Origin of the sequence: Burkholderia puraquae, assembly GCF_002099195.1 — a bacterium.
Lineage (GTDB): Bacteria > Pseudomonadota > Gammaproteobacteria > Burkholderiales > Burkholderiaceae > Burkholderia > Burkholderia puraquae.
The window spans coordinates 422,334-443,594 of sequence record NZ_NBYX01000002.1; the positions used below are offsets into that span (position 1 = coordinate 422,334).

Consider the following 21,261-nt stretch of genomic DNA (forward strand, 5'->3'; position numbering starts at 1 on the left):
ATTTAATGTTTATAAGCGACTCATATGTATTCACTTATAGGAAAGACCGCGACGTTCCGGCAGCTGAAGGCGCTGGACATGATTGCGCGGCTCGGCAGCGTGTCGCGGGCGGCCGAGGAGCTGAACCTGACGCAGCCGGCCGTGTCGCTGCAGGTTCGCCTGCTCGAGCAGGCGGTGGGTGCTGCGTTGCTGCAGCGGGTGGGGCGCGGCGTGCAACTGACCGCGGCCGGCGAGATCGTGTCGCGCTATGCGCGCGAGATCCTGCATCTGTGGAGCGAGGCTGGCGACGAAGTGGCCGCGCTGACGGGGGATCTCGGCGGCACGCTGCGGATTGGCGCGATCACGACGGCCGAGTACCTGATCCCGCCGCTGCTCGTGAAATTCACCGCGACGCGTCCGCATGTGAAGACCTATTTCAAGGTTGGCAATCGCGACGACATCATCCGCATGCTCGCGACGCATGAAATCGATCTCGCGGTGATGGGCAGCGCGCCGAAGGAGCTGCGCACGCATGCGGTCGAGTTCGCGAAGCATCCGATGGTGTTCGTCGCGGCGCCCGGCCATCCGCTGATGCAGCGCAAGCGCGTCGCGCTGAAGGATCTCGAATCCGCGCACCTGCTCGTGCGCGAACGCGGCGCGGGCACGCGCTCGACCGTCGAGAGCCTGTTCAAGAACGCGGGTTACCGGTTCCATGTGGGCTCCGAACTGTCGAGCAACGAGGCCATCAAGCAGATGGCCGAAGCGGGGCTCGGCGTTGCATTCCTGTCGTTGCACGCGTGTGCACTCGAACTGCGCACCGGGCTGCTCGGGCAGCTGCCGTTCCCCGGCAACCCGATCGAGCGCGAATGGTATGTCGTCACGCTCGCCGACCGGCGCATCTCGCAGGTCACGGGGCTGTTCCGCGATTTCCTGATCAAGCAGGGCGCACCGGTGATCGACGGCGCGACGGTGGCGCCGCATGAGCGGCGGCGCAAGTAGGCGGACGATGCCGGCCGGGCGGCCGGTCAGACGAGCCCGAAGTCGTCGTTGCTGTCGGGGATCGACGCGAGCAGCCGTTCGAGCCGGTACCAGCCGACGATGCGCAGGCACCAGGCGGCGAGCGCGGTGCGGTCGTTGCGGGAGCGGGGGCCGGATGAAGCGCGGCGGGCGGCAGCAGGCGAGGACGTGGTGAACGCGGCGCGTTGCACAAGGCACTGGTGGGGCATGACGGTCTCCGTAGGTGTCGGATGGGGCCATCGTAAGCGGCGCGGGGCCCGCCGGCGCACACGCAAGGATGGCCCCGAGCAGAATCGGATGATCTTTTTCTGCTCGATCCGGGTACGGCTGGGGCAAGCCGCGGCGGGCGGTCCGAAAACGCGTCACAATGCGCGTTCGACATCCCCGTCCACTGGAGGAAGGCCATGAGCGATGCGATTCTTGCCGCGCCGACGGACAACGGCGTCCCGGTCAGCCTGCGCTCCAGCCGCGGGCTCGGCTGGCACGGCTTCGGCGCGTCGCTGCTGGAAATCCGCGCGGGCACCTACCGGATTCCGGCGGCCGAGCATCACCGGATCGGCGTGCATATCGGGTCGCCCGTTCGAGCGGATTGCGTGTGCGACGGCGAGCGCGTGTCGCGCATCCAGGCGCATGGCGACGTCGACGTGATTCCGGCCGGCCTGCCCGGCCAGTGGACCGACAGCGCCGACTGCCGGATCCTCCATATCGCGCTCAGCGACACGTTCGTGCGGCGGACCGTCGAACAGCTCGAGCTGAAACCGTCGCAAGGGCAGATCCGCCGCCGGCTGCAGGTGCGCGACCCGCGCCTGCAGCACATCGCGTGGGCGATGGCCGCCGAACTCGAGGCGGAAGACGCGTCGGATCCGCTCTATGCGGAAAGCCTGTGCACGGCGCTCGTCGCGCGGCTGGTCGACGGCCAGCCGGCGTTTCGCGAGCGCCGCCGCACGCTCGCGCCGAAGGCCGCCGCGCGCGTGATCGACTATGTCGAAGCGAACCTCGATCGGCGCATGACGCTTGCCGAACTCGCGGCGCTCGTGTCGATCAGCGTGCCGCATTTCAAGGTGCTATTCCGCGAAACGCTCGGGATGCCGGTGCACCAGTACGTCGTGCGGCGCCGGGTCGAGCGCGCGAAGGCGTTGCTGCTCGAAGGCCGGCTCAGCATTAGCCAGATCGCGCTCGAAGCCGGGTTTGCGCATCAGAGCCACATGGCGAGCTGGATGAATCGCGTGCTCGGCGCGACGCCGACGGAGATCGCGCGGTCGGGGGCGCGGGGCGGACTGCGGCTGGCTTAGGGTGGCGAGGGCAGCGGGAGCGGCGCGTAATGGAGCGGTGACACCGCGCCCGGAGATGAGTGGTCGCGTTGGCGCCTGGGCATTTCTCCAACAGGCTGTTGGACAATCGCCGCATTCGCCCTCATCCGGAAAGCGCTTCATCGTCTCCCGTCTCGACGAGCCTGCTGAAGCGCAACGTCATGAACGTGAGCGACGCATCCATCGCGAGTGTGTCGTTGCGCGTCATCGGCAGGCCGTCCGATTCGAAGCGTCAGGCGACGCAGCGGACCATGCGCATGGCAGCCACCGCCCAATCCTTCATCCTTTCCTGCTCTGTTCATCCCTCCCTGCGCGCCGTTGCGTCCGCCCAACCGGACAATCACCGCACCTTCATCCCCTCAGGAGCGAATCGTGTTCGTGATCTTCGGTGCATCCGGCAACGTCGGCCAGTCGACCGTGACGGCCTTGCGCAACGCCGGCCATCCCGTGCGCGCGGTGTTGCGCGACGCACGCCATCGTGAACGTTTCACGCAGCTCGGCTGCGACGTCGTGATCGCCGGGCTGACGGACGCGAACGCGGTCGCTTCGGCAATCGACGGTGCGCAGGCCGTGCAGCTGCTGTGCCCGGTACCCGTCGCCGACCCCGATCCGGCCGCGACGATGACGCGGACGATCGACGTCGCGACCGCCGCGCTCGCCGCCAATCCGCCGCCGGTGCTGCTCGCGCTGTCGGACTACGGTGCGGAGCGCGACGGCAATACGGGCATCACCCGGCTGTTTCATCACTTCGAAGCGCGACTGAAGACGATCTCGACGCACCTGACTCTGCTGCGTTCGGCCGAGCATCTGCAGAACTGGACGCGCATCCTGCCGGTTGCGCTCGGCACCGGCGTGCTGCCGAGCTTTCACCATCCGGTCGGCAAGGTGTTCCCGACGGTCTGGGCGCCCGATGTGGGCGTCGTCGCGGCGCGGCTGCTGCTCGATGTGCCCGAACGCGGCAACGGGCCGCGCGTCGTCAGTGTCGAAGGGCCGCGGCGGGTGAGCGTGACGGCGATCGCCGATACGCTCGGCGTGGCGGCGGGCAGGACGATCGTCGCGCATGAACTGCCGCGCGACACCTGGGCCGCGACGCTACTGCGCGCGGGCCTCAGCGAACGCCACGCACAGTTGATCGTCGATCTCTACGACGTGCACAACGCCGGGCAGATCGACGTCGAGGATGGCGTGTCGGAGCGGCTTTACGGGACGACGACACTGACCGATGCGCTCGCGCAACTGGTGCGCCAGCACGTGCGGTAATAGTGGAGGCGGCGCGCGTTGTGCATCACGCCTGTCGCCGCACCTTGTTCAGTACCGCATACGAAAGCGACCCGATCACGATTCCCCAGAACGCGGAGCCGAGCCCGAGCCACGTCATGCCCGACGCGGTCGCGAGGAACGTGATCAGCGATGCCTCGCGGTGGTTTTCGTCCTCGAAGATCCCGTGCACGTTCGCGCCGATCGCGCCGATCAGCGCGAGCCCCGCGAGGATCGCGACGAATGCCTTCGGCAGCGCGAAGAACACCGTGACGATCGTGCCCGCGAACAGCCCGCCGATCAGGTAGATCGCCCCGTTCGCGAGCCCGGCGATGTAGCGCCGGTCCGGATCCTCGTGCGCGTCCTTGCCGGTGCAGAGCGCGGCCGTGATCGCCGCGACGACGATCGTGATCCCGCCGAAGCACGCAACGACGAGCGACATCACGCTGGTCGCGGTGATGATCGGCCGCGCGGGTGTGTGATAGCCGGACACGCGCAGGATCGTCATGCCCGGCAGGAACTGGCCGGTGAGGCTGACGACGACGAGCGGCAGCGCGAGGCTGAGCGTCGTGCCGAGCGTCCATTCGGGCGCGATGAAGATCGGGTGCGCGATGCTCGCCGACACGTTGCCGAGATGCGTCATCCCGAGCAGCGTCGCGAGCGCGGCGCCCGTCAGCAATACGAGCACGATGCTGTAGCGCGGCAGCAGGCGCCTGAAGATCACGTAGGCCGCGATCATCCCGAACGCGAGCGCGGGCTGCTCCGACGCGGCGGCGAATGCATGCGTGCCGAACGGCAGCAGGATGCCGGCCATCATCCCGCACGCGATGCCGCGCGGAATGTGGCGCACGAGCCGGTCGAAATAGCCGGTCACGCCGATCAGCAGGATGATCAGTGCGGCCGTGATGTACGCGCCGACAGCCTGGTTGAGCGTCAGTTGCGGAAACAGGCCGACGAGCAGCGCGGTGCCGGGCGCCGACCACGCGGTGATGACCGGTACCTTCAGCTTCCAGCTCGCGAACAGGCCCGATACGCCCGCGCCGATCGAGATCGCCCAGACCCACGACGACACCATCGCGTTGGACGCATGCGCCGCCTGCGCGGCCTGGAAGAAGATCGCGAGCGGGCCTGCATACGAAATCAGTACCGCGAGAAAGCCCGCGGTAATCGCGGAAACGGACCAGTCGTTGCCGATCGCGCGGATTGCGCCGGGCGGGGTGTTCGGTTGCATCGTCGTGGGGGAGTGCGGCGCGCGGGCCGGGGGCAGAGCCGGGGCGAATGATTGTTGGAAGCTCCGGACGAGCCGTCATTCTGGCCATTGCCGACGCAATTGGCAATGTGCGGGTGCGAGCGATGTTGTTGGTGTTTCGTAAGGAAAGTCGGGCGGTGTGGGCGAATCGGCGGCCGTGCGGCCCGTTTCCCCTCCGCTGAATCTCGCACCCGCACCGAACGTCACGTACTGATCTGCAACACCTTGTCGACCACCGCCACCTTCACGCCGCTGCCCGTCGACAACGACGCCGTGCCCTGGTCGAACGGATGCACGGGCGTATCGGTCGGCGTCCACGCATGGCGTGCCAGCAGTTCGCCGTACCCGCCGCGAATCACGAAGCCGCCGCACTTCTGCGCATACGCGTCGCGGCGCATCCGGTACGCGCGCGGCAGGTCGTACCACGGCAGCTTCGGCAGGTCGTGATGGACGAGATGATAGTTGTTGTTCAGGTACAGCAGTCGCATCGCGAAGCCCGCTTCATTGATCGCGATGCGCGCCTTCGGATGCGGCGCGGCGCGATGCTCGTACAGCGAGCGAATCATCGCGATCGACAACGCGGGCCACGTGACCGCGAGCAGGTAATACCACCACGGCACGCCGATCGCCCATTGCAGCCACGCGAGCAGCGCGACCACGCAGGCGACGTGCGTCGCCCACATCGGCAGATAGCGGAAGTCGCCGCGACGAAACGCGGCGAATGCGTCGACGCCCATCGCGGCGATGCTCAGCGGCGGCCCGGCGATGAAGCGTCCGACGAAGGTCTTGCGTGCGACCGTCAGCACGCGGCGCCAGCGCGGCAGCTGCGACCAGCGTTCGCGCGTGACGTAGTTCGTTTCCGGATCGACGCCCGGCACGGTCAGGTCTTCGTCGCGGTGATGGTCGAGATGCGTGTCGCGATACAGCGTGTACGGATACCAGGCCGTCAGCGGCGGATAGCCGAGCAGCTTGTTCACGAGGGCGGAGCGCGTCGGATGGCCGTGCAGCAGTTCGTGCTGCAGCGACATATGCCATGCGCCGAGCAGGATCAGCGGCGGCGTTGCGGCCGCGAGCGGCAGGGCCCCGGTGCGCACGAGCAGCAGCACGGCGAGCCAGCCGCCGTAGATCGCGACGACCAGCAGCCAGGTCGGCCACTCGGTGCGGGCAGTGAAGCGGGTGTCGAGCGCGGCGATCGCACGCGCGTGGTCGACGTCGAAGTATTCGGCCATGGCGTTGAGGCGGGATGGAACAGGCAGCGCGGGGAACGCGCGGTTGAACCGGTGCGCTCGGCCCGGGTGCGCAGGTGTCGCGCGGATCACGGTCGGCCTGTCCGGCAACACGCGCGGTGGCGATGCTCGGGTGGGCATCAGAACGGTACCGGGATCCCGCCGCGCGGCCAACCAACCGATTCGCATTTGCTTATCGTCGCGCGGCCGATATGCTTCGCGCGTGCTGCGCCACGTTCGGCCCCCGTTTTGCGGGATCGAACCGGGTTCCGCTGTGCGAGCGGCGATGCGTAGAATGCCCGCATGAGCCCATGGATCGCCGCCCTGCCGATGTACAACGTGACGCCGCGCCACGACGCGCTTTGGCGCGCGCTGCTGCGCGACGCGCTCGATGCGTTCGCGAACGCGGGTGGGCCTGCCGATGTCGCGCTCCCCGGCGAACCGTTCGACGACCTGCATGCGCTGTGGCGGCGCGACGATCTGCTGCTGTCGCAGACCTGTGGCTATCCGTACCGGATGCTGGGCCTGAGCGATGTCGTGCGACTGATCGCGACACCCGTGTTCGATGCGGACGGCTGCCGCGGCGCGCACTACAGCAGTGTGCTGGTCGTGTCGGCACGCGCGTATTCGAGCGGCGCGACGACGCTCGCCGCATGCCGCGGGCTGCGGGCCGCATTCAACGGTCGAGATTCGCACAGCGGGATGAACGCACTCCGGCATGCGGTGGCGCCCCATGCGCGCGACGGACGATTCTTCGGATCGGTTGCCGCGCTCGGCTCGCACCTGAACGTGCTGCGCGCGCTGGCTTCAGGCGACGCCGATTGCGCGGCGATCGACTGCGTGACGTTCGCGTACGTGCGGGACGCACTGCCGGAATTGCTGGAGGGCATCCGGATCGTCGGGATGACGGCGTCCGCCCCGGGGTTGCCGTTCGTCGCATCGCGGGCGCTGTCGGACACGCAGGCCGCCGCATTGCGGGATGCGCTCGACCGCGCGGTCGAGGCCGATGCGGAACGGGCGCGCGTGCTGCGGCTGAAGGGGTTCGAACGGCTGTCGCCGGGCGACTACGACACGATTGCGCGGTTCGAGCGCGAGGCGGCTGCGCACGGGTATCCGGAACTGGCGTGATGCGAGGGTAATGCGAGGGTAATGCGAGGGTAATGCGAGGGTAATGCGAGGGTAATGCGAGGGTAATGCGACGGAGCGCAGGCCGAGCGCGCCGCGTGAGTGCCGCGGCGCGCGCCGGCATCACTCCTCGTCCATCAACCGGACCTTGACCCGCTTGCCCTTGATCTTCCCCGCATTGAGCTTGCGCAGCGCGTCGTGCGCAACACCACGCTCGATCGCGACATAGGTCGAGAACTCGGTCACGTTGATCTTGCCGATCTGCTTGCCGTCGAACCCGGCGTCGCCGGTCAGCGCGCCGAGCACGTCGCCCGGGCGGATCTTGTCCTTGCGCCCGCCGAGGATCTGCAGCGTTTCCATCGGCGGCGTCAGCACGCTGTCGTCCGCCGGCTTCAGTTCCGCGAGCGGATGCCATTCGACGTCGCGCTTCTGCGCCTGCTCGATCCCGCCGACACGGCCCATCTCGTCCATGCTCGCCAGGCTCAGCGCCCAGCCGTCCTGATCCGCACGGCCGGTGCGGCCGATGCGGTGCACGTGCACTTCGGGGTCGGGCGTCACGTCGACGTTGATCACCGCTTCGAGCTGCGCGATGTCGAGCCCGCGCGCGGCGACGTCGGTTGCGACCAGCACCGAGCAGCTGCGGTTCGCGAACTGGATCAGCACCTGGTCGCGCTCGCGCTGGTCGAGCTCGCCGTGCAGCGCGAGCGCGTGGAAGCCCTGCGCGTGCAGCACGTCGAGCAGGTCGCGGCACTGCTGCTTCGTGTTGCAGAACGCGATCGTGCTCACCGGCCGGTAGTGGTTCAGCAACTGGCCCACGGCATGCAGCCGCTCGTCCTCGGTCACTTCATAGAAGCGCTGGCGGATCTTGCTGTCGTCGTGACGCTCCGCGAGCTTCACTTCCTTCGGGTTGCGCAGGAACTGCTGGCTCAGCTTCGCGATGCCGTCCGGATAGGTCGCCGAGAACAGCAGCGTCTGGCGCGTCGTCGGGCACATCCGTGCGACCTTCGCGATGTCGTCGAAGAAGCCCATGTCGAGCATCCGGTCGGCTTCGTCGAGCACGAGGGTATTCAGCGCGTCGAGCTTCAGGTTGCCGCGATCGAGGTGATCCATGATGCGGCCCGGCGTGCCGACGACGATGTGCGCGCCGTGCTCGAGGCTCTGCGTCTGCGGGCGCATCGGCGTGCCGCCGCACAGCGTCAGCACCTTCACGTTCTCCTCGGCGCGCGCGAGGCGGCGCACTTCCTGCGTGACCTGGTCGGCGAGCTCGCGCGTCGGGCACAGGATCATCGCCTGTACGTCGAAGCGGCGCGCGTCGAGGCGCGCCAGCAGCGCGAGCGAGAACGCGGCGGTCTTGCCGCTGCCCGTCTTCGCCTGCGCGATCAGGTCCTGGCCGGCCAGCGCGATCGGCAGGCTCGCGGCCTGGATCGGCGTCATGTCGACGTAGCCGAGCTGCGCGAGGTTCGCGAGCATGGCGGGCGTCAGCGACAGCGCGCTGAAGGGGGTGGCGGTCGGCTGGGTCATTCCAGGTCTCCGAGGTAAGGGCGGCCGGCCATCTGCTCGTAGACGACCGTGCCGTCTTCGGCATCGAAGCGTTCGAGGTAGTTGCGTGCGCCGCACAGCGGGCAGCGGAACAGCAGCCCCTGGCCTTCGTCCTTGATGACGACGTCGGATTGCTCCCACTGCGTGCCGCAGCTCTGGTTTCGGCAGGTAAACACGGTCTTTCTCCAGCTGAATTCGGTTGTGCGCCCTTTGCGGGCGGGCGTGGGCGTCGCACGGCCACGGCGGTCGCGTGCGCCCGCGGGAACGGGGCGGTGCGGACGGTGGCGTGAGGGTGCGACGCTGCGGATGATGGATCGGGAGGGCGATTCGGGATCGCGCGTGCCGCAATTCTAGCGGATACCGCGCGCGGTGCCGGGTCGGATGCGGTGGAATCGGCGCAATCGGTCGATTTCGCCCGGGCGGCGCGACTGATCGGCCGATGGCACGCGCCACGGCGACGGTCGCCGACGCAAAAGCGGCCATCCTCACGGATGGCCGCAGATTGCCGACCGCCTCCCCGTTCTTCGGAGCGAGAGGCAGTCCGTCTTTCAGGCGAAACGGGACGGAACGGGCAACGGCCTGCCCGTCGCGTGATGCGTCGCCGTTCGGCGGATTACAGCGCCATGTCGGCCGCTGCCTTGGCCGGCCGGGCCGGCGCGGCAGCGGCACCCGACGGGGCGGGCACGCTGAGGTCGATCTTCGGCGGCGGCGACAGCTGCAGCACGTCGCTCGTGTAGGTCCATTCCTCGACGACCTTAGCCGGGCTGTCGTTCAGCTTCGTGCCGTAGCTCGGCACGATCTGGCGGATCTTCTGCTGCCACTCGGGCGTTGCGACCTTGTCCTTGAACACCTTCTTCATCAGGTTCAGCATGATCGGCGCGGCCGTCGACGCGCCCGGCGACGCGCCGAGCAGGCCCGCGATGCTGCCGTCCTGCGAGCTGACGATCTCGGTGCCGAGCTTCAGCACGCCACCCTTGACCGGGTCGCGCTTGATGATCTGCACGCGCTGGCCGGCCTGCCACAGGCGCCAGTCTTCCTTCTTCGCGTTCGGGAAGTATTCCTTCAGCGCGTTGAAGCGGTCGTCATCGGACAGCATCAGCTGGCCGGCCAGGTACTGGACCAGCGGGAATTCGTCGACGCCCACGCGCATCATCGGCGCGACGTTGTGCGTGTTGGTGCTCTTGAGCAGGTCGAAGTACGAGCCGTTCTTCAGGAACTTGGTCGAGAACGTCGCGAACGGCCCGAACAGGATGATCTTCTTGCCGTCGATGATCCGCGTGTCGAGGTGCGGCACCGACATCGGCGGCGAGCCGACCGACGCCTTGCCGTACGCCTTCGCGAGATGCTGCTTCACGACCTCGGGGTTGTCGGTCACGAGGAACGAGCCGCCAACCGGGAATGCGCCGTAGTCCTTCGCCTCGGGGATGCCCGACGCCTGCAGCAGGTGCAGCGCACCGCCGCCCGCGCCGATGAACACGAACTTCGCGTCGACCGACTGCGCCGGTTCATCCGAGTGCAGCTTGACCCAGCTCACGTGCCACGTGCCGTCGGCGTTGCGCGAGATCTCGCGCACTTCGCTCGACAGCGACAGCGTGAAGTTCGGCTGCGTCTTCAGGTAGCCGACGAACTGGCGCGTGATCTCGCCGAAGTTCACGTCGGTGCCGATCGGCGTCCACGTTGCCGCGACCTTCTGGTTGCGGTCGCGGCCTTCCATCATCAGCGGCACCCACTGCTTGATCTGGTCGTAGTCTTCCGAATACTGCATCCCGCGGAACAGCGGGCTGGCCTGCAGCGCCTCGTAGCGCTTCTTCAGGAAGCGGACATTGTCGTCGCCCCACACGAAGCTCATGTGCGGCGTCGAGTTGATGAACGAGTGCGGGTTCTTCAGCACGCCCTGCTTGACCTGCCACGCCCAGAACTGGCGCGAGATCTGGAACGACTCGTTGATCTCGATCGCCTTCGAGATGTCGATCTTGCCGTCCGCCTTTTCCGGCGTGTAGTTGAGTTCGGCGAGCGCCGAGTGGCCGGTGCCGGCGTTGTTCCAGCCGTTCGAGCTTTCCAGCGCGACGCCGTCGAGGCGCTCGACCATCGTCATCGACCAGTCAGGCTGAAGCTCGTGCAGCCACACGCCGAGCGTCGAGCTCATGATGCCGCCGCCCACCAGCAGGACGTCGACCTTCTTCGTATCGGCGGCATGCGCGGACGACGCGGCGACGCACAGCGCGAGCGCCGACAGTATTACCCGTAATGTTTTGATCACAGCAGATCCCTTCTTCAACTTGGATGCATCGGTTTGCCAAGCCGCCCGGCACGCGTGCCGATCGCGGCGAAACACGGATCCGGAGATCCGGATCGCGAATCCGGAATTCCGGATCGACGCCGCACGCCGTTGCATTTGCGCACGCGAAACCGTCGGGAAGGACACCTTCGGATCGGCTTCCTGCGGGCAGGCAAGCGCCTGCGTCACAGTGGCGCACAACGCGCCCGGGCCCTTGCGGCAAGCCTGGGCGGAAGGCGCTTCAGGCTGCGTGGAAAGAGGCCGCGCGCGACGCGTTTTGCGGGGGCGGGGTGGCAAGGGGCGCGTAATGTAACCGAACTCGTTTGCTGTGTCACAAACGAAAAATACCGTTGTTTTTGTGGGGTTTTTTGCGTGTCCGGGTTTCCGGAATGGCGGTCGCCGGAAGCGGGAAAGATGTGGATAACTGCGCGGGATCGGGAGGGCTTTTCGGGCGCGATCGTGTCGTGTCGCGGCAGCGCGCGGCGGCACGATCGCGTGACGTCATGTCACTTTACTTCGCGGCACCGTTCCGGCAGAACTGGTCATACGCTTGCGCCGAATTTGCGAAGCCCTTCTGTTTCGCGAGTTCCCACGGGCGCTCGCATTGTTGCGTCGTTTCGCACCACGAATAGCCCGCCGAGCCAATGCAGCCGTGCGCATCGCGATCGCCGCCGACCATCGGCGGCGCTGCCTGGGCGGTCTGCGTGTCCTGCCCGGCGATATTGGGCGGGAGAGGGGCGGGCGGTTGTGTCGCGCATGCGCTCAAAGCAACAGCGAATGCGATCGCGGCGGCAATCGGCGCGGAAGGAATGAGATGTTTCATTGCTTGGTGCTCCATGGAATGACGATCAGCGGTGGATGCCCGTGCACGGGCGAAGGGGCGTTCACGCGTCCGGCACCGGCACGCGCGACGAGAACTTCACTTCGCGCAACGCGAGGCTCGACTGGATCGACGACACCCCCGGCTGCTTGCGCAGCACGCGCTCGACGAATTCCGCATACGCATCGAGATCCGCCGCGACGACCTGCAGGATGTAGTCGGCCGCACCGGTGATCTTGTGGCAGGACGTCACTTCGTCGTGACGCCGCATCACGTCCTCGAAGTGATCGGAATCCTGGTCGGAATGCATGTTGAACGTCACCTGCACGAACGCGAACACGTTCATGCCGAGCGCGCGCCGGTCGAGATTCGCCTGGTAGCCGGTGATCACGCCTTCGTCCTCGAGCCGCTTGCGGCGCCGCCAGCACGGCGTGACGCTCAGCGACAGCTTCTCGCCGAGCGTCGCGTTCGACAGCGCGCCGTCGTCCTGCAGCAGGCGCAGCATGGCGCGGTCGACGCCATCCAGTTCGGCCGAAACGCGATTTTTGCTCATTTCCGGGGTTTCGTAGGCGGTTTTCTCAAAATTGTATGAAAGACGCGCGTCGAAGGCAAAGCTGTTGCCGGTTGCCGTCAATAAACTGTTGCCACCCTCACCGCAACGGCCAACCATGCTCACGGTCTATAGCAGCGATCACCAACTGCATTGCGGCGTCGAACTGAAGGATGGCGCGATCACCGATTCGTTCGAAAACCCCCTTCGCGCCGAAACGGTGCGCGCTGCCGGCCTCGGCGACGTGATCGGGCCGAAGCCGTTCGGCCGCGCGAACTACGCGGCCGCGCACAGCGCGCGCTACGTCGATTTCCTCGCCGGCGCGCGGGACGAATGGACCGCGACGGGTCGCACCTGCCAGGCGCTGCCGCTCGTGTGGCCGGTGCGCGCGATGCCGGCCGCCGACTATCGCGGCGTGATCGGTGAAACGAGCTTCACGCCGCACGGCGACCTGAAGCATGGCGCGATGTCGGTGTTCACGTACAAGAGCGGCAAGAAGGCGCTGCTCGATATCGTGAAGATGTGATGCGGCGGCGACGTCACGTACGACGTCGCAGGGCCGCGAAGCGGGATGGGCTTCGCGGCCGCCGCCGTTTACAGCGCGCGCGTTTGCGCGCGATCGGCGCGACGCTCCGTGTCGTGCACGATGTGCAGCTCGCGCGTGCGGATCGGCAGTGCGCAGTTCGCGTCGGCGAGCGTCTTGCGCACCTGGCGCGCGAGGCGCCAGCGCATCGCCCAGAACTTGTCGGTGTGCGTCCATACGCGCATGTTCGCGACGGCCGTGCTGTCGTCGAAGCGCATCACCATCACGTCCGGCGCGGGATCCTGCAGCACGTCGGGATCGGCCGCGGCCAGCGCGCGCAGCGCGTCGAGCGCGCGATCGATATCGTCATGCACCGATACTTCCACTTCGAGATCGAGGCGGCGGGTGGGGTTGCGCGTGTAGTTGCGGATCGAACTGCCCCACAGCGCGCTGTTCGGCACGTATTCGCAGATGCCGTCCGGTTTCGTCAGCCGTGTCATGAAGAGCCCGACCTCGTCGACGGTACCCGCGACACCCGTGCCGCCGTCGATATAGTCGCCGACCTTGAACGGCCGCAGCAGCAGAAGCATGATGCCGGCCGCGATGTTCTGCATCGTGCCTTGCAGCGCGAGCCCGATCGCGAGGCCGGCCGCGCCGAGCACTGCGACGATGCTCGCGGTTTCGATGCCGAGCTGCGACAGCGCGCCGACGATGGCGACGATGCGGACGCCCCACACGGCGACGTCGCAGAGGATCGGCCGCAGCGTGTCGTCGACGCGCTCCTTGTTCGAGAGCAGGCGGTTCAGCCAGTTGCCGATGCGTTTCGACAGCCACCAGCCGGCGAAAAGCAGCGCCAGGCCGGCGCATAGCTTGAGGGAGAGCGTGGACAGCGCGTTCCACAGGAACGTCCAGCGCTCCGGATGTAGTTGATCGAGAAACATGACGGGATTCCGGGTTGAAGAAACGATGCGCGACGCGCAGCGTGCCCGCGGTGGTCGGGCCGGCTGGCGCTCATGCGCAGGCAGCGTTCGACCGTGTACGGGGCAGGATGGTTCGCGCGAGCGGGTGGGGTCGGATGTCGCGTCGCCGTGCCGCCGTGCCGCGAAATCGCGATTTCGATCTAGTACGAAGCGGTTTTCAGATTAAATGAGACTAGTCCTATTCAGCTGTTTCGATCACGCCGATACACTCGTTTTCACGTTGCCGGGTCGCGACGATCGTTCCTCCGCGATACCCGGTTCTTTCCCGATTGTTCATTGACAGACAGCGAGTGACGACGTCATGCGGTTAGACCTGCGTTTCCGTCTCGCACGCGAACAAGGTCAACCCGCACCGCGCGGCGTTTGCGGTTTCCCGATGCGCCGCGCGCTGCTGCGCGGTGTCATCGCGGCGGCCTGTGTGGCCGGCGCACCGGGTGCGGTGGCACACGCGTCTCACGACGCCGCGCCGCTTTCGCCCGCGATGGCCGATCTTGTCGACGTGCCTTTTTTCAATGCCGCGCGCACGACGTGGGGCGGCTTGCATGCATCGACGGCCGCGCCGCTCGACGTTGCATACGCGTCGCATGCGTTGTCCGCGCCGATAGCCGGCGAACGCGACGACCCCGTTGCGCGCTTCGGTGCATGCGTGGCTTACCGCGTGCTGTGCGACGCGGCGCGCGGTGCGGTCGAGCGCGCGTACGCGTCGAGGTTCGATTACGGTCTTGCGTCGGCGTTGCCCGCGATGGGCGAGCAGGCGGCGTTCGAACGGCGTCCGGTCGATCTCGCCGCCGCCGAGCCGTTCGTGCTTGCGGCAGCCGAGCGTGGCGCGCGGGCCGGTGCGATCGTCGGCAGCCTGCAGGCGTCGCTGGCGCGCGCCGATCTGCCGGCCGGCGTTGCCGCACAGATCACCCGCATGCTTGCCGGTCGCATCGACCTGAAACAGCGCGGCGCACTCGGCGACACCTTCCGCGTGGCCTATGAACCTGATGACACTGCGATGCTGCCTGACGGCGTGCGCGTGACGGCGCTCGAGCTCCGCTTTCGCGGCCAGCACGTCGCGGGCGTGTGGTTCGCACCCGATACCGGCTCGCCGGGCGCCTATTACGACCTCGACGGCATGCCGCTCGCCGGCGCCCGGTTTGCGATGCCGGTCAACGCAAACCGGATCAGCTCGCATTTCGGTACGCGCGTGCATCCGGTGACCGGCGCGCGTCATGTGCATTCCGGCGTCGATCTCGCGGCGCCGGCCGGGCGCGCGGTTCATGCGTCGGAGCGCGGCGTGGTGACGTTCATCGGCACCGAGCCGCGCGGCTACGGCAAGTACGTGGTGATTCGCCACGACGGCGGCTATGCGTCGTACTACGCGCACCTGTCGGCGTTCGAGCCGACACTGCGAACCGGCATGCGGGTCGTGCGCGGCCACCGCGTTGGTGCGGTCGGCAGCACGGGCACGGCTACGGGACCGCATCTGCACTTCGAGGTTCGGCGGCACGATCGTCTCGTCGATCCGGTCGCGCTGGTACAGGCGGGCAAGGCGGCGAAGCTGAAGGGCGAACGGCGCGTGGCGTTCAACCGCGTAGTGCTCGACGCGCGTACGCGCCTGGCGTCGGCTGCGTGGTCGCAGCCGGTGGCGATGTCGAAGCCTGCAGGATCGCGGGCCGGTTGACGGTTGGCGAGGTGCGGGCCGCCGTGGCGGGCGGCATCGTTGCATGTGCATCTCGACGCGCGTGCCGGTATTTTCCGAATTGCCGGCCATCGTGCGGAGCAACATGGCGTAAATGATGCGTAAGTCATCGTACGGCCAATCGAGCATCGAATGGCGTCAAATTTTCCGGCTGCCTCAAGGCGCCATCTTCATCGCATTCAAGGTTTGCCTGAAACTCGGCAAATTCAACCGCTTTACTTTTCCGCTTGCCTGCCACGACGGCGACGCATGATTTGCCGCAACGCAGCAGCGCGGCCCATTCCGTTATTTTCGAATGCGAAATTAATCCCAGGCTGATTGCCGATATTACGCGATCGGATCTTGCGATTATTTCAAGGCGGGTGATATAACCCGTTTCACGCACCGATTTGCAGCGATAACGTCATCAATAAATGCGAGCGGAATGATGAAAAGAACGACGCGGAACCTGGGTTTGGGCGGGATGGCGATGCTGACCGGCGCGATGCCGGTGGGCGCTTATGCGGCATGTTCGGCTACAGCGCCGGGCAGCGGAACGACAGTCACATGTTCCGGTGCGAACCTCCCATCGGTCGTGGCCGCGACCGGCAGCACCAGCGTGACGATCAACATCGGTGTGGGCGCGACCGGCAGCTACGTGCTGACGTCCACGCCGACGCCGTTTTCCGTCGACACGTCGAGCGCAATCACCAACAACGGCAACCTGTCGATGTCCGGCAACGGTACGGGCGTCGCGAACCGAGGCGCGGTGCTGCTCGGCGCGAACAACGGCAATACGCTGACCAACGCCTCGGCAGGCGTGATCTTGACGACGGGCGCCTACAACGATGGGATGGCCGCGAACGGCAACAACAACACGCTCGTCAACAACGGTACGATCACGACCACGGGCAACAACGCGTACGGGATGACGGCCGCGTGGGGGCAGAGCAACCCTGGTGCGTCAGGCAACCAGATTGTCAACACGGGCACGGTGACGACCTCGGGCAACAACGCACGCGCGGCGTCGCTGCTCGGCGGCAACGGCACGATCACCAACAGCGGCACGCTGACGTCGAACGGCCGCGATGCGCCGGCGGTGTACATGCAGGGCAACAACGACACGCTGGTCAACAGCGGCACGATCCAGACGACCGGCACCGCGACGAGCGGCGGCAGCGTCGACGCGGTCGTGTCGAATACGCTCGGCAGCGCGTTTACCGCGACGATTACGAACCAAGCGGGCGGCAGGATCATCAGCAACAACGGGATCGGCGTGCGCTCGACCAACGGCGCGACGACGATCACCAACGCGGGGCTGATCCAGGGCGGCGGCGGCACCGCGATCCAGGGCGGCAACGGCAACGTGACGCTGATCCTGCAGACCGGCTCGCAGATCGTCGGCACTGCGAACGGCGGCGTCGGCACCAACACCGTGACGCTGCAGGGCACGGGCACGGCGTCGAATGCATTCGCGAACTTCCAGAGCCTGACGATGGCCGGCACGGACTGGACGTGGGCCGGCACCGGCACGTTCTCGACCGCGCTCGTGCAAAGCGGCACGCTGAACCTCACGGGCACGCTCGGCACGACGACGGCATCGGTCGTGGCCACGGTCAATGCGGGCGCGACGCTGCAAGCGAATGCGTCGAATCTGCCGCTGTCCATCACCGACAACGGGCTCGTGCGCTTCCAGCAGGACAGCACCGCCACGTACACGGGCACGATCAGCGGTTCGGGCGCGGTGGAGAAAACCGGCGCGGGCACGTTGACGGTGGCGCCTTCGGCTGCAGGCGGCAACACGTATTCGGGCGGCACGACGATCACGCAGGGCACCCTCTCGGTTGCGGCCGACAATGCACTCGGCGCATCCTCGGGAAACCTGGCTTTAAATGGCGGCACGCTGCGGTTCGGCAGTTCCTTCAACCTGGCGTCGAGCCGCGCGGTGTCGATTGCGCCGTCGAGTGCGGGCACGATCGATACGCAGGGGTTCGACACGACGTTGACGCAGAACATTGTGGGTGGCGGGGGCTACCTGACGAAGCTCGGCAGCGGCACGTTGACGCTTAACGGTCCCAGTAATGCCATCGGCTTCACCGACGTGAAGGCGGGAACGCTGGTGATTGGCGACGGACTAGGCGGCCCGGCCACGATGGTCGGTGGCGGCATGGTCAGGGTTGAGCCGGGGGCGACGTTTGGCGGTTACGGCAGTGTGGCGGGCGATGTAGTGAACTACGGCACTGTCTTTGTCGCGAACGCGCTGGCCGGTCTCGCGAGTGGCAGGACAGGTAACCTCGAAATCAAGGGGACGCTGACGAATGCCGGGCTCCTGCAGCTTGCAGGCAGCGGTGTGGGTAACACGCTAACGATCGTCGGCGGCAGCTACGTCGGCCAGAACGGGACGATCGCGCTGAATACGTATCTTGCAGGCGATGGTTCGGCTTCGGACAGGCTGATTGTCGGCGCCGGTGGCATGAGCGGCTCGACCACGCTGAAGGTGACGAACGTCGGTGGTCCCGGCGCGCAGACGACGGGCGACGGCATCCAGATCGTGCAGGCGGCCGATGGCGGGATGTCGAGCGCGGGTGCGTTTACGTTGTCGGGCGGCACGGTGAGCGCCGGTGCGTATTCGTACTTCCTCGCGAAGGGTGGTGCGGCAACCGGCACAGGCTCCAACTGGTACCTGCGCAACACGGTGCCGCCGAAACCGCAGCCTCCGGTCATCGAGCCCGGCCAGCCGACGCCGCCGACCGAGCCTCCGATCACGCCGGCCGAAGGCACGCCGGAATCGATCGTCGACGCGGTCGACAACGCGGGAACGGGCGGCAATCCGGAGCCGATCTACCGCCCCGAAGTGCCGCTATACGCGGAAGCGCCGGCCGTCGCACGCCAGGTCGGGCTGCTGCAGATCGATGCGTTCCACGATCGGCAGGGCGAACAGGGCCTGCTGGCCGAGAACGGTTCGATACCCGCATCGTGGGCGCGCGTGTGGGGTGGTCACAGCGACATCAAGCAGAAGGGCGACGTGACGCCGTCGTACGACGGCACGGTTTGGGGGATGCAGGTCGGTCAGGATCTGTACGCGGACACCACCTCAAGCGGTCATCGCAACCACTACGGCTTCTTCCTCGGGTTCGCGCGCGCTGTCGGCGACGTGAACGGCTTCGCGCTCGCGCAGCAGGGCATGGGCGTCGGTTCGCTGCAGGTCAATGCGTACAACCTCGGCGGCTACTGGACCCATATCGGCCCGGGCGGCTGGTACACGGATGCCGTGTTGATGGGCAGCGCACTGACCGTGCGCACGCATTCGAACGACAACGTAAGCGGTTCGACGAGCGGCAACGCGTTCACAGGCTCGGTCGAAGCTGGGTTGCCGATCCAGCTCGGCGGCGGGCTGACGCTCGAGCCGCAGGCGCAGCTCGTGTGGCAATGGCTGTCGCTCGACCGGTTCAATGACGGGATTTCGAGCGTGAGCTGGAACAACGGCAGCGCGTTCCTCGGCCGGATCGGCGCACGGCTGCAATATGCGTTCGATTCAAACGGCGTGAGCTGGAAGCCGTACCTGCGCATGAACGTGCTGCGTTCGTTTGGCACCGACGACAAGACGACGTTCGGCGGCTCGACGACGATCGCTACGCAGGTCGGGCAAACGGCCGGGCAGATCGGCGCAGGGCTCGTTGCGCAACTGACGAAGCGCGGCAGCGTGTATGCGACGGTCAGCTACCTGACGAACCTCGGCGGCGAGCACCAGCGCACGATCACCGGGAATGCGGGCGTGCGGTGGGCGTGGTGAGGTCGACGATGACGATGCGTTGGTCGATCGACCGCGACGAGCCACGGCGCGGCCGACCAGGGCAAACCGCTTACGCAGCGGGTTCGACAGGCAACCAGATTTCCAGCACGCCGGCGCCCGTCACCGGATCGTAGTCCGCGCTGTAGCGCTCGAACTCGGGCGCGTCCACTGCCTTGAACCCCGACGTCGGCAGCCAGCCGTTCCAGATGCTGTAGAAGGTCTGGTGCAGCGTGGAAATATGCCCGCTGTGTTCAAAGACCGCATACCGCTGCGGTTCGAGCTCGACGCAGCGAAACGGCGCGGGCAGCCGGTCGCGGCTGGCGACTTCCACGCCCGCGATGTACTCGAAACTGCCGTCCGCATCGGGGTTGCAGCACACGCCGTAGGTCACGTCGTCGACCTGACCGGGAATGGTACCGATGTATGGGATAAACGCTTGCCACAGCGCCGGAATGCCTTCGTTGGTTTCGAAGGTGTAGCGATCGCTCATGCCGGCGATCAGCCGCTTTCCGGCGGCTTCGAAGCGCGACGGCGTCACGGCGATGCGTTTCAGTTCTTTCATGCGAAGGGGCTCCACAAGAGACAATCCATCGAGCGTGCGCCGTGCCCGCACGTCCTCGGGCGTCATGCCGAAGAGATCGCGGAAGGCGCGCGTGAACGCCTCATGGGAGCCATAGCCGGCATCGAGCGCCACGTGGAGGATGTCCGGCGCGCCTTGCGCCAGCGCGCGCGCCGCACGCGTGAGCCGCCTCGACCGCACATAGCGCATCACCGGCCAGCCGGTATTCATCGAGAACAGGCGCGAGAAGCCGAAGCGCGTCATGTCGCAATTGGCGGAAATCCTGTCGAGCGTCAGTTCCCTGTCCAGTTCGGTTTCGATAAACCAGAGTGCTTGTCCAACCGGGTTCATAGCGGGCCAATGAGGGTGTCGAGCCGACTATATGGTATCGGTGGCGAGGGCATTTGATCGTTCTTGCGGATCGCCACGCCGGGCGGCGTGGCGAAGGAGCGGAGTTACGCTGCTTGTTAGCCGAGCGGCCAGTTCAGGATGGCGATACCGTCGTTGTAGTCACCGTCCGTCCCGTCTTCCGACCCGACCAGACCGAAGTAGGTCTTCTTGAAGATGTCGACCTGGCGCGAGCCGATCTTCGACGGCTTGCCGTTCGCCGTCACGACCACGCGCACCTTCCCCTTGCCGGAGTTCACGATCTGCGTGTTCAGGTTCGCGTCCTGCGTGCCGGCGCCCTGGAACGTCGCGGCCGGTTTCGGGTTGTCGTCGACGAACACCTCGATCGTCTGCTGCGCCGACGAATTGACCAGCGCGGTCACGCCGAATGCGATGTTCGGCGGCAGGTTGAAGATGCCGTCACGTTCGCCGCCGCCGGTCGTCGTGGTACCCGGCTGCGTGGGCTGCGGCTGAGGCGTCGCTTTCGAGAAGTAATTGACCACCGCCCCGACGCCGAACTTCGCCGCGGCCCCGGGCAGCACGCCGGGCGCGCCGGCCCACGTCACCGTGCAGGCGATCACCTGCCCGGCCGCATCGGCCTTCACCTTGTTTTGCCAGCTGCCGACGTCGAAGCTGTACGGGATGGTCGCGATGTCGACGAACACATCGTATTGCGGCAGCTTTTCCACGAGCTGCGCGGTCATGAACTGACGCATCCGGTCGAGCACCGCCTGGTCGCCGTTCGCCTGTACGGCGGTTGCATCGTTGCCGGCGAGTTGCAGCAGGGCGTACAGATCGTCATGGGTAAACGGTTGTGACATGTCGTCCTCGTCTCTATGAAAGGAATCGCGTTGCGCGGCCGGTGAATGGATTTCGCCGTTGTCGCGCACGGAGTACAGCGTGGGACTGCAAATGACTGCTCGAATGAATCGATGCGCAATGCGTGGTTGGCTCCGTCGCCATGGCGGGTTCGACAACGGCGCGCACACCCTGCCGCGCCGCGCGT

The 21,261-nt window shown here is 66.7% G+C and carries 17 protein-coding genes and 2 pseudogenes; 8 read left to right on the forward strand and 11 right to left on the reverse strand.

The window, feature by feature from the left end; translation table 11 throughout:
• The first annotated feature begins 24 nt into the window (after positions 1-24).
• Positions 25-978 carry a LysR family transcriptional regulator gene (locus B7G54_RS06345; RefSeq protein ID WP_085038300.1) on the forward strand — a complete coding sequence of 318 codons (954 nt, stop codon included), beginning with the start codon at positions 25-27 and terminating at the stop codon, positions 976-978.
• A 26-nt stretch (positions 979-1,004) separates the two neighbouring features.
• On the opposite strand, the gene B7G54_RS06350 is transcribed toward B7G54_RS06345, so the two are convergent.
• Positions 1,005-1,205 (reverse strand): hypothetical protein, encoded by a 201-nt coding sequence (locus B7G54_RS06350; RefSeq protein ID WP_085038301.1) that lies wholly within the window; start codon positions 1,203-1,205, stop codon positions 1,005-1,007.
• Between the two features lie 195 nt (positions 1,206-1,400).
• On the opposite strand from B7G54_RS06350, the gene B7G54_RS06355 reads away from it, so the two are divergent.
• Together B7G54_RS06355 and B7G54_RS06360 are read left to right on the forward strand one after the other, a co-directional pair.
• A complete protein-coding gene (locus B7G54_RS06355) occupies positions 1,401-2,288 on the forward strand; it encodes an AraC family transcriptional regulator (protein WP_085038302.1) in 888 nt (295 codons plus the stop codon).
• 390 nt (positions 2,289-2,678) lie between these two features.
• A complete protein-coding gene (locus tag B7G54_RS06360; RefSeq protein ID WP_085038303.1) occupies positions 2,679-3,566 on the forward strand; it encodes an NAD(P)H-binding protein in 888 nt (295 codons plus the stop codon).
• Positions 3,567-3,591: 25 nt separating this feature from the next.
• On the opposite strand, the gene B7G54_RS06365 is transcribed toward B7G54_RS06360, so the two are convergent.
• Both B7G54_RS06365 and B7G54_RS06370 read right to left on the reverse strand, forming a co-directional pair.
• Positions 3,592-4,794 carry a benzoate/H(+) symporter BenE family transporter gene (locus tag B7G54_RS06365; protein ID WP_085038304.1) on the reverse strand — a complete coding sequence of 401 codons (1,203 nt, stop codon included), beginning with the start codon at positions 4,792-4,794 and terminating at the stop codon, positions 3,592-3,594.
• 221 nt (positions 4,795-5,015) lie between these two features.
• Positions 5,016-6,041 carry a fatty acid desaturase gene (locus B7G54_RS06370; protein ID WP_085038305.1) on the reverse strand — a complete coding sequence of 342 codons (1,026 nt, stop codon included), beginning with the start codon at positions 6,039-6,041 and terminating at the stop codon, positions 5,016-5,018.
• Positions 6,042-6,341: 300 nt separating this feature from the next.
• Here B7G54_RS06370 and B7G54_RS06380 point away from each other — a divergent pair, with 300 nt between their 5' ends.
• The gene (locus tag B7G54_RS06380; RefSeq protein WP_085038306.1) at positions 6,342-7,166 is read left to right on the forward strand and encodes a phosphate/phosphite/phosphonate ABC transporter substrate-binding protein; all 825 of its coding nucleotides are present in this window, start codon (positions 6,342-6,344) and stop codon (positions 7,164-7,166) included.
• Between the two features lie 120 nt (positions 7,167-7,286).
• On the opposite strand, the gene dbpA is transcribed toward B7G54_RS06380, so the two are convergent.
• The 5 genes from dbpA to B7G54_RS06405 form a co-directional block, all read right to left on the reverse strand.
• A complete protein-coding gene (gene dbpA / locus B7G54_RS06385) occupies positions 7,287-8,684 on the reverse strand; it encodes an ATP-dependent RNA helicase DbpA (RefSeq protein ID WP_085038307.1) in 1,398 nt (465 codons plus the stop codon).
• Positions 8,681-8,878 (reverse strand): hypothetical protein, encoded by a 198-nt coding sequence (locus B7G54_RS06390; protein WP_085038308.1) that lies wholly within the window; start codon positions 8,876-8,878, stop codon positions 8,681-8,683. The genes dbpA and B7G54_RS06390 overlap by 4 nt, the downstream gene beginning before the upstream one ends.
• Before the next feature lie 437 nt (positions 8,879-9,315).
• Positions 9,316-10,980, reverse strand: coding sequence for a malate dehydrogenase (quinone) (gene mqo, locus B7G54_RS06395; protein ID WP_175130441.1), 1,665 nt, complete (start codon positions 10,978-10,980; stop codon positions 9,316-9,318).
• A gap of 511 nt (positions 10,981-11,491) precedes the next feature.
• Positions 11,492-11,803: a hypothetical protein gene (locus tag B7G54_RS06400; protein WP_085038309.1), complete on the reverse strand. Its 312-nt coding sequence runs from the start codon at positions 11,801-11,803 to the stop codon at positions 11,492-11,494.
• A gap of 61 nt (positions 11,804-11,864) precedes the next feature.
• On the reverse strand, positions 11,865-12,353 hold the full coding sequence (locus B7G54_RS06405; RefSeq protein ID WP_085038310.1) for an Lrp/AsnC family transcriptional regulator: 489 nt from the start codon (positions 12,351-12,353) through the stop codon (positions 11,865-11,867).
• Positions 12,354-12,468: 115 nt separating this feature from the next.
• On the opposite strand from B7G54_RS06405, the pseudogene B7G54_RS40090 reads away from it, so the two are divergent.
• Both B7G54_RS40090 and B7G54_RS39300 read left to right on the forward strand, forming a co-directional pair.
• Positions 12,469-12,753 (forward strand): annotated as a pseudogene (locus B7G54_RS40090) (histone deacetylase family protein); the annotation flags it as partial.
• Positions 12,739-12,876, forward strand: a pseudogene (locus B7G54_RS39300) (branched-chain amino acid ABC transporter substrate-binding protein); the annotation flags it as partial. The pseudogenes B7G54_RS40090 and B7G54_RS39300, both read left to right, overlap by 15 nt.
• Before the next feature lie 68 nt (positions 12,877-12,944).
• Here the strand turns inward: B7G54_RS39300 and B7G54_RS06415 are convergent.
• Positions 12,945-13,814, reverse strand: coding sequence for a mechanosensitive ion channel family protein (locus B7G54_RS06415; RefSeq protein WP_085038312.1), 870 nt, complete (start codon positions 13,812-13,814; stop codon positions 12,945-12,947).
• Positions 13,815-14,154: 340 nt separating this feature from the next.
• Between B7G54_RS06415 and B7G54_RS06420 the strand changes: the two genes are divergently transcribed.
• Positions 14,155-15,519, forward strand: a complete 1,365-nt coding sequence (locus B7G54_RS06420) for a M23 family metallopeptidase (protein WP_085038313.1) — start codon at positions 14,155-14,157, stop codon at positions 15,517-15,519.
• Positions 15,520-16,135: 616 nt separating this feature from the next.
• Positions 16,136-19,309 (forward strand): autotransporter outer membrane beta-barrel domain-containing protein, encoded by a 3,174-nt coding sequence (locus B7G54_RS06425; protein WP_244289260.1) that lies wholly within the window; start codon positions 16,136-16,138, stop codon positions 19,307-19,309.
• A gap of 70 nt (positions 19,310-19,379) precedes the next feature.
• Here B7G54_RS06425 and B7G54_RS06430 read toward each other — a convergent pair whose 3' ends face one another.
• Both B7G54_RS06430 and B7G54_RS06435 read right to left on the reverse strand, forming a co-directional pair.
• Positions 19,380-20,219, reverse strand: a complete 840-nt coding sequence (locus B7G54_RS06430) for an AraC family transcriptional regulator (protein ID WP_085038315.1) — start codon at positions 20,217-20,219, stop codon at positions 19,380-19,382.
• 116 nt (positions 20,220-20,335) lie between these two features.
• Positions 20,336-21,076, reverse strand: coding sequence for a fucose-binding lectin II (locus tag B7G54_RS06435; RefSeq protein WP_085038316.1), 741 nt, complete (start codon positions 21,074-21,076; stop codon positions 20,336-20,338).
• Between the last annotated feature and the right edge of the window lie 185 nt (positions 21,077-21,261).

Bases quoted from the DNA above. Each gene is read 5' to 3' on its own strand.
- dbpA (WP_085038307.1), bottom strand. From the start codon at position 8,684: ATGACCCAGCCGACCGCCACCCCCTTCAGCGCGCTGTCGCTGACGCCC.
- B7G54_RS06380 (WP_085038306.1), top strand. From the start codon at position 6,342: ATGAGCCCATGGATCGCCGCCCTGCCGATGTACAACGTGACGCCGCGC.
- B7G54_RS06355 (WP_085038302.1), top strand. From the start codon at position 1,401: ATGAGCGATGCGATTCTTGCCGCGCCGACGGACAACGGCGTCCCGGTC.
- B7G54_RS06420 (WP_085038313.1), top strand. From the start codon at position 14,155: ATGCGGTTAGACCTGCGTTTCCGTCTCGCACGCGAACAAGGTCAACCC.
- B7G54_RS06415 (WP_085038312.1), bottom strand. From the start codon at position 13,814: ATGTTTCTCGATCAACTACATCCGGAGCGCTGGACGTTCCTGTGGAAC.
- B7G54_RS06365 (WP_085038304.1), bottom strand. From the start codon at position 4,794: ATGCAACCGAACACCCCGCCCGGCGCAATCCGCGCGATCGGCAACGAC.
- B7G54_RS06400 (WP_085038309.1), bottom strand. From the start codon at position 11,803: ATGAAACATCTCATTCCTTCCGCGCCGATTGCCGCCGCGATCGCATTC.
- B7G54_RS06345 (WP_085038300.1), top strand. From the start codon at position 25: ATGTATTCACTTATAGGAAAGACCGCGACGTTCCGGCAGCTGAAGGCG.
- B7G54_RS06405 (WP_085038310.1), bottom strand. From the start codon at position 12,353: ATGAGCAAAAATCGCGTTTCGGCCGAACTGGATGGCGTCGACCGCGCC.
- B7G54_RS06370 (WP_085038305.1), bottom strand. From the start codon at position 6,041: ATGGCCGAATACTTCGACGTCGACCACGCGCGTGCGATCGCCGCGCTC.
- B7G54_RS06350 (WP_085038301.1), bottom strand. From the start codon at position 1,205: ATGCCCCACCAGTGCCTTGTGCAACGCGCCGCGTTCACCACGTCCTCG.
- B7G54_RS06430 (WP_085038315.1), bottom strand. From the start codon at position 20,219: ATGAACCCGGTTGGACAAGCACTCTGGTTTATCGAAACCGAACTGGAC.
- B7G54_RS06435 (WP_085038316.1), bottom strand. From the start codon at position 21,076: ATGTCACAACCGTTTACCCATGACGATCTGTACGCCCTGCTGCAACTC.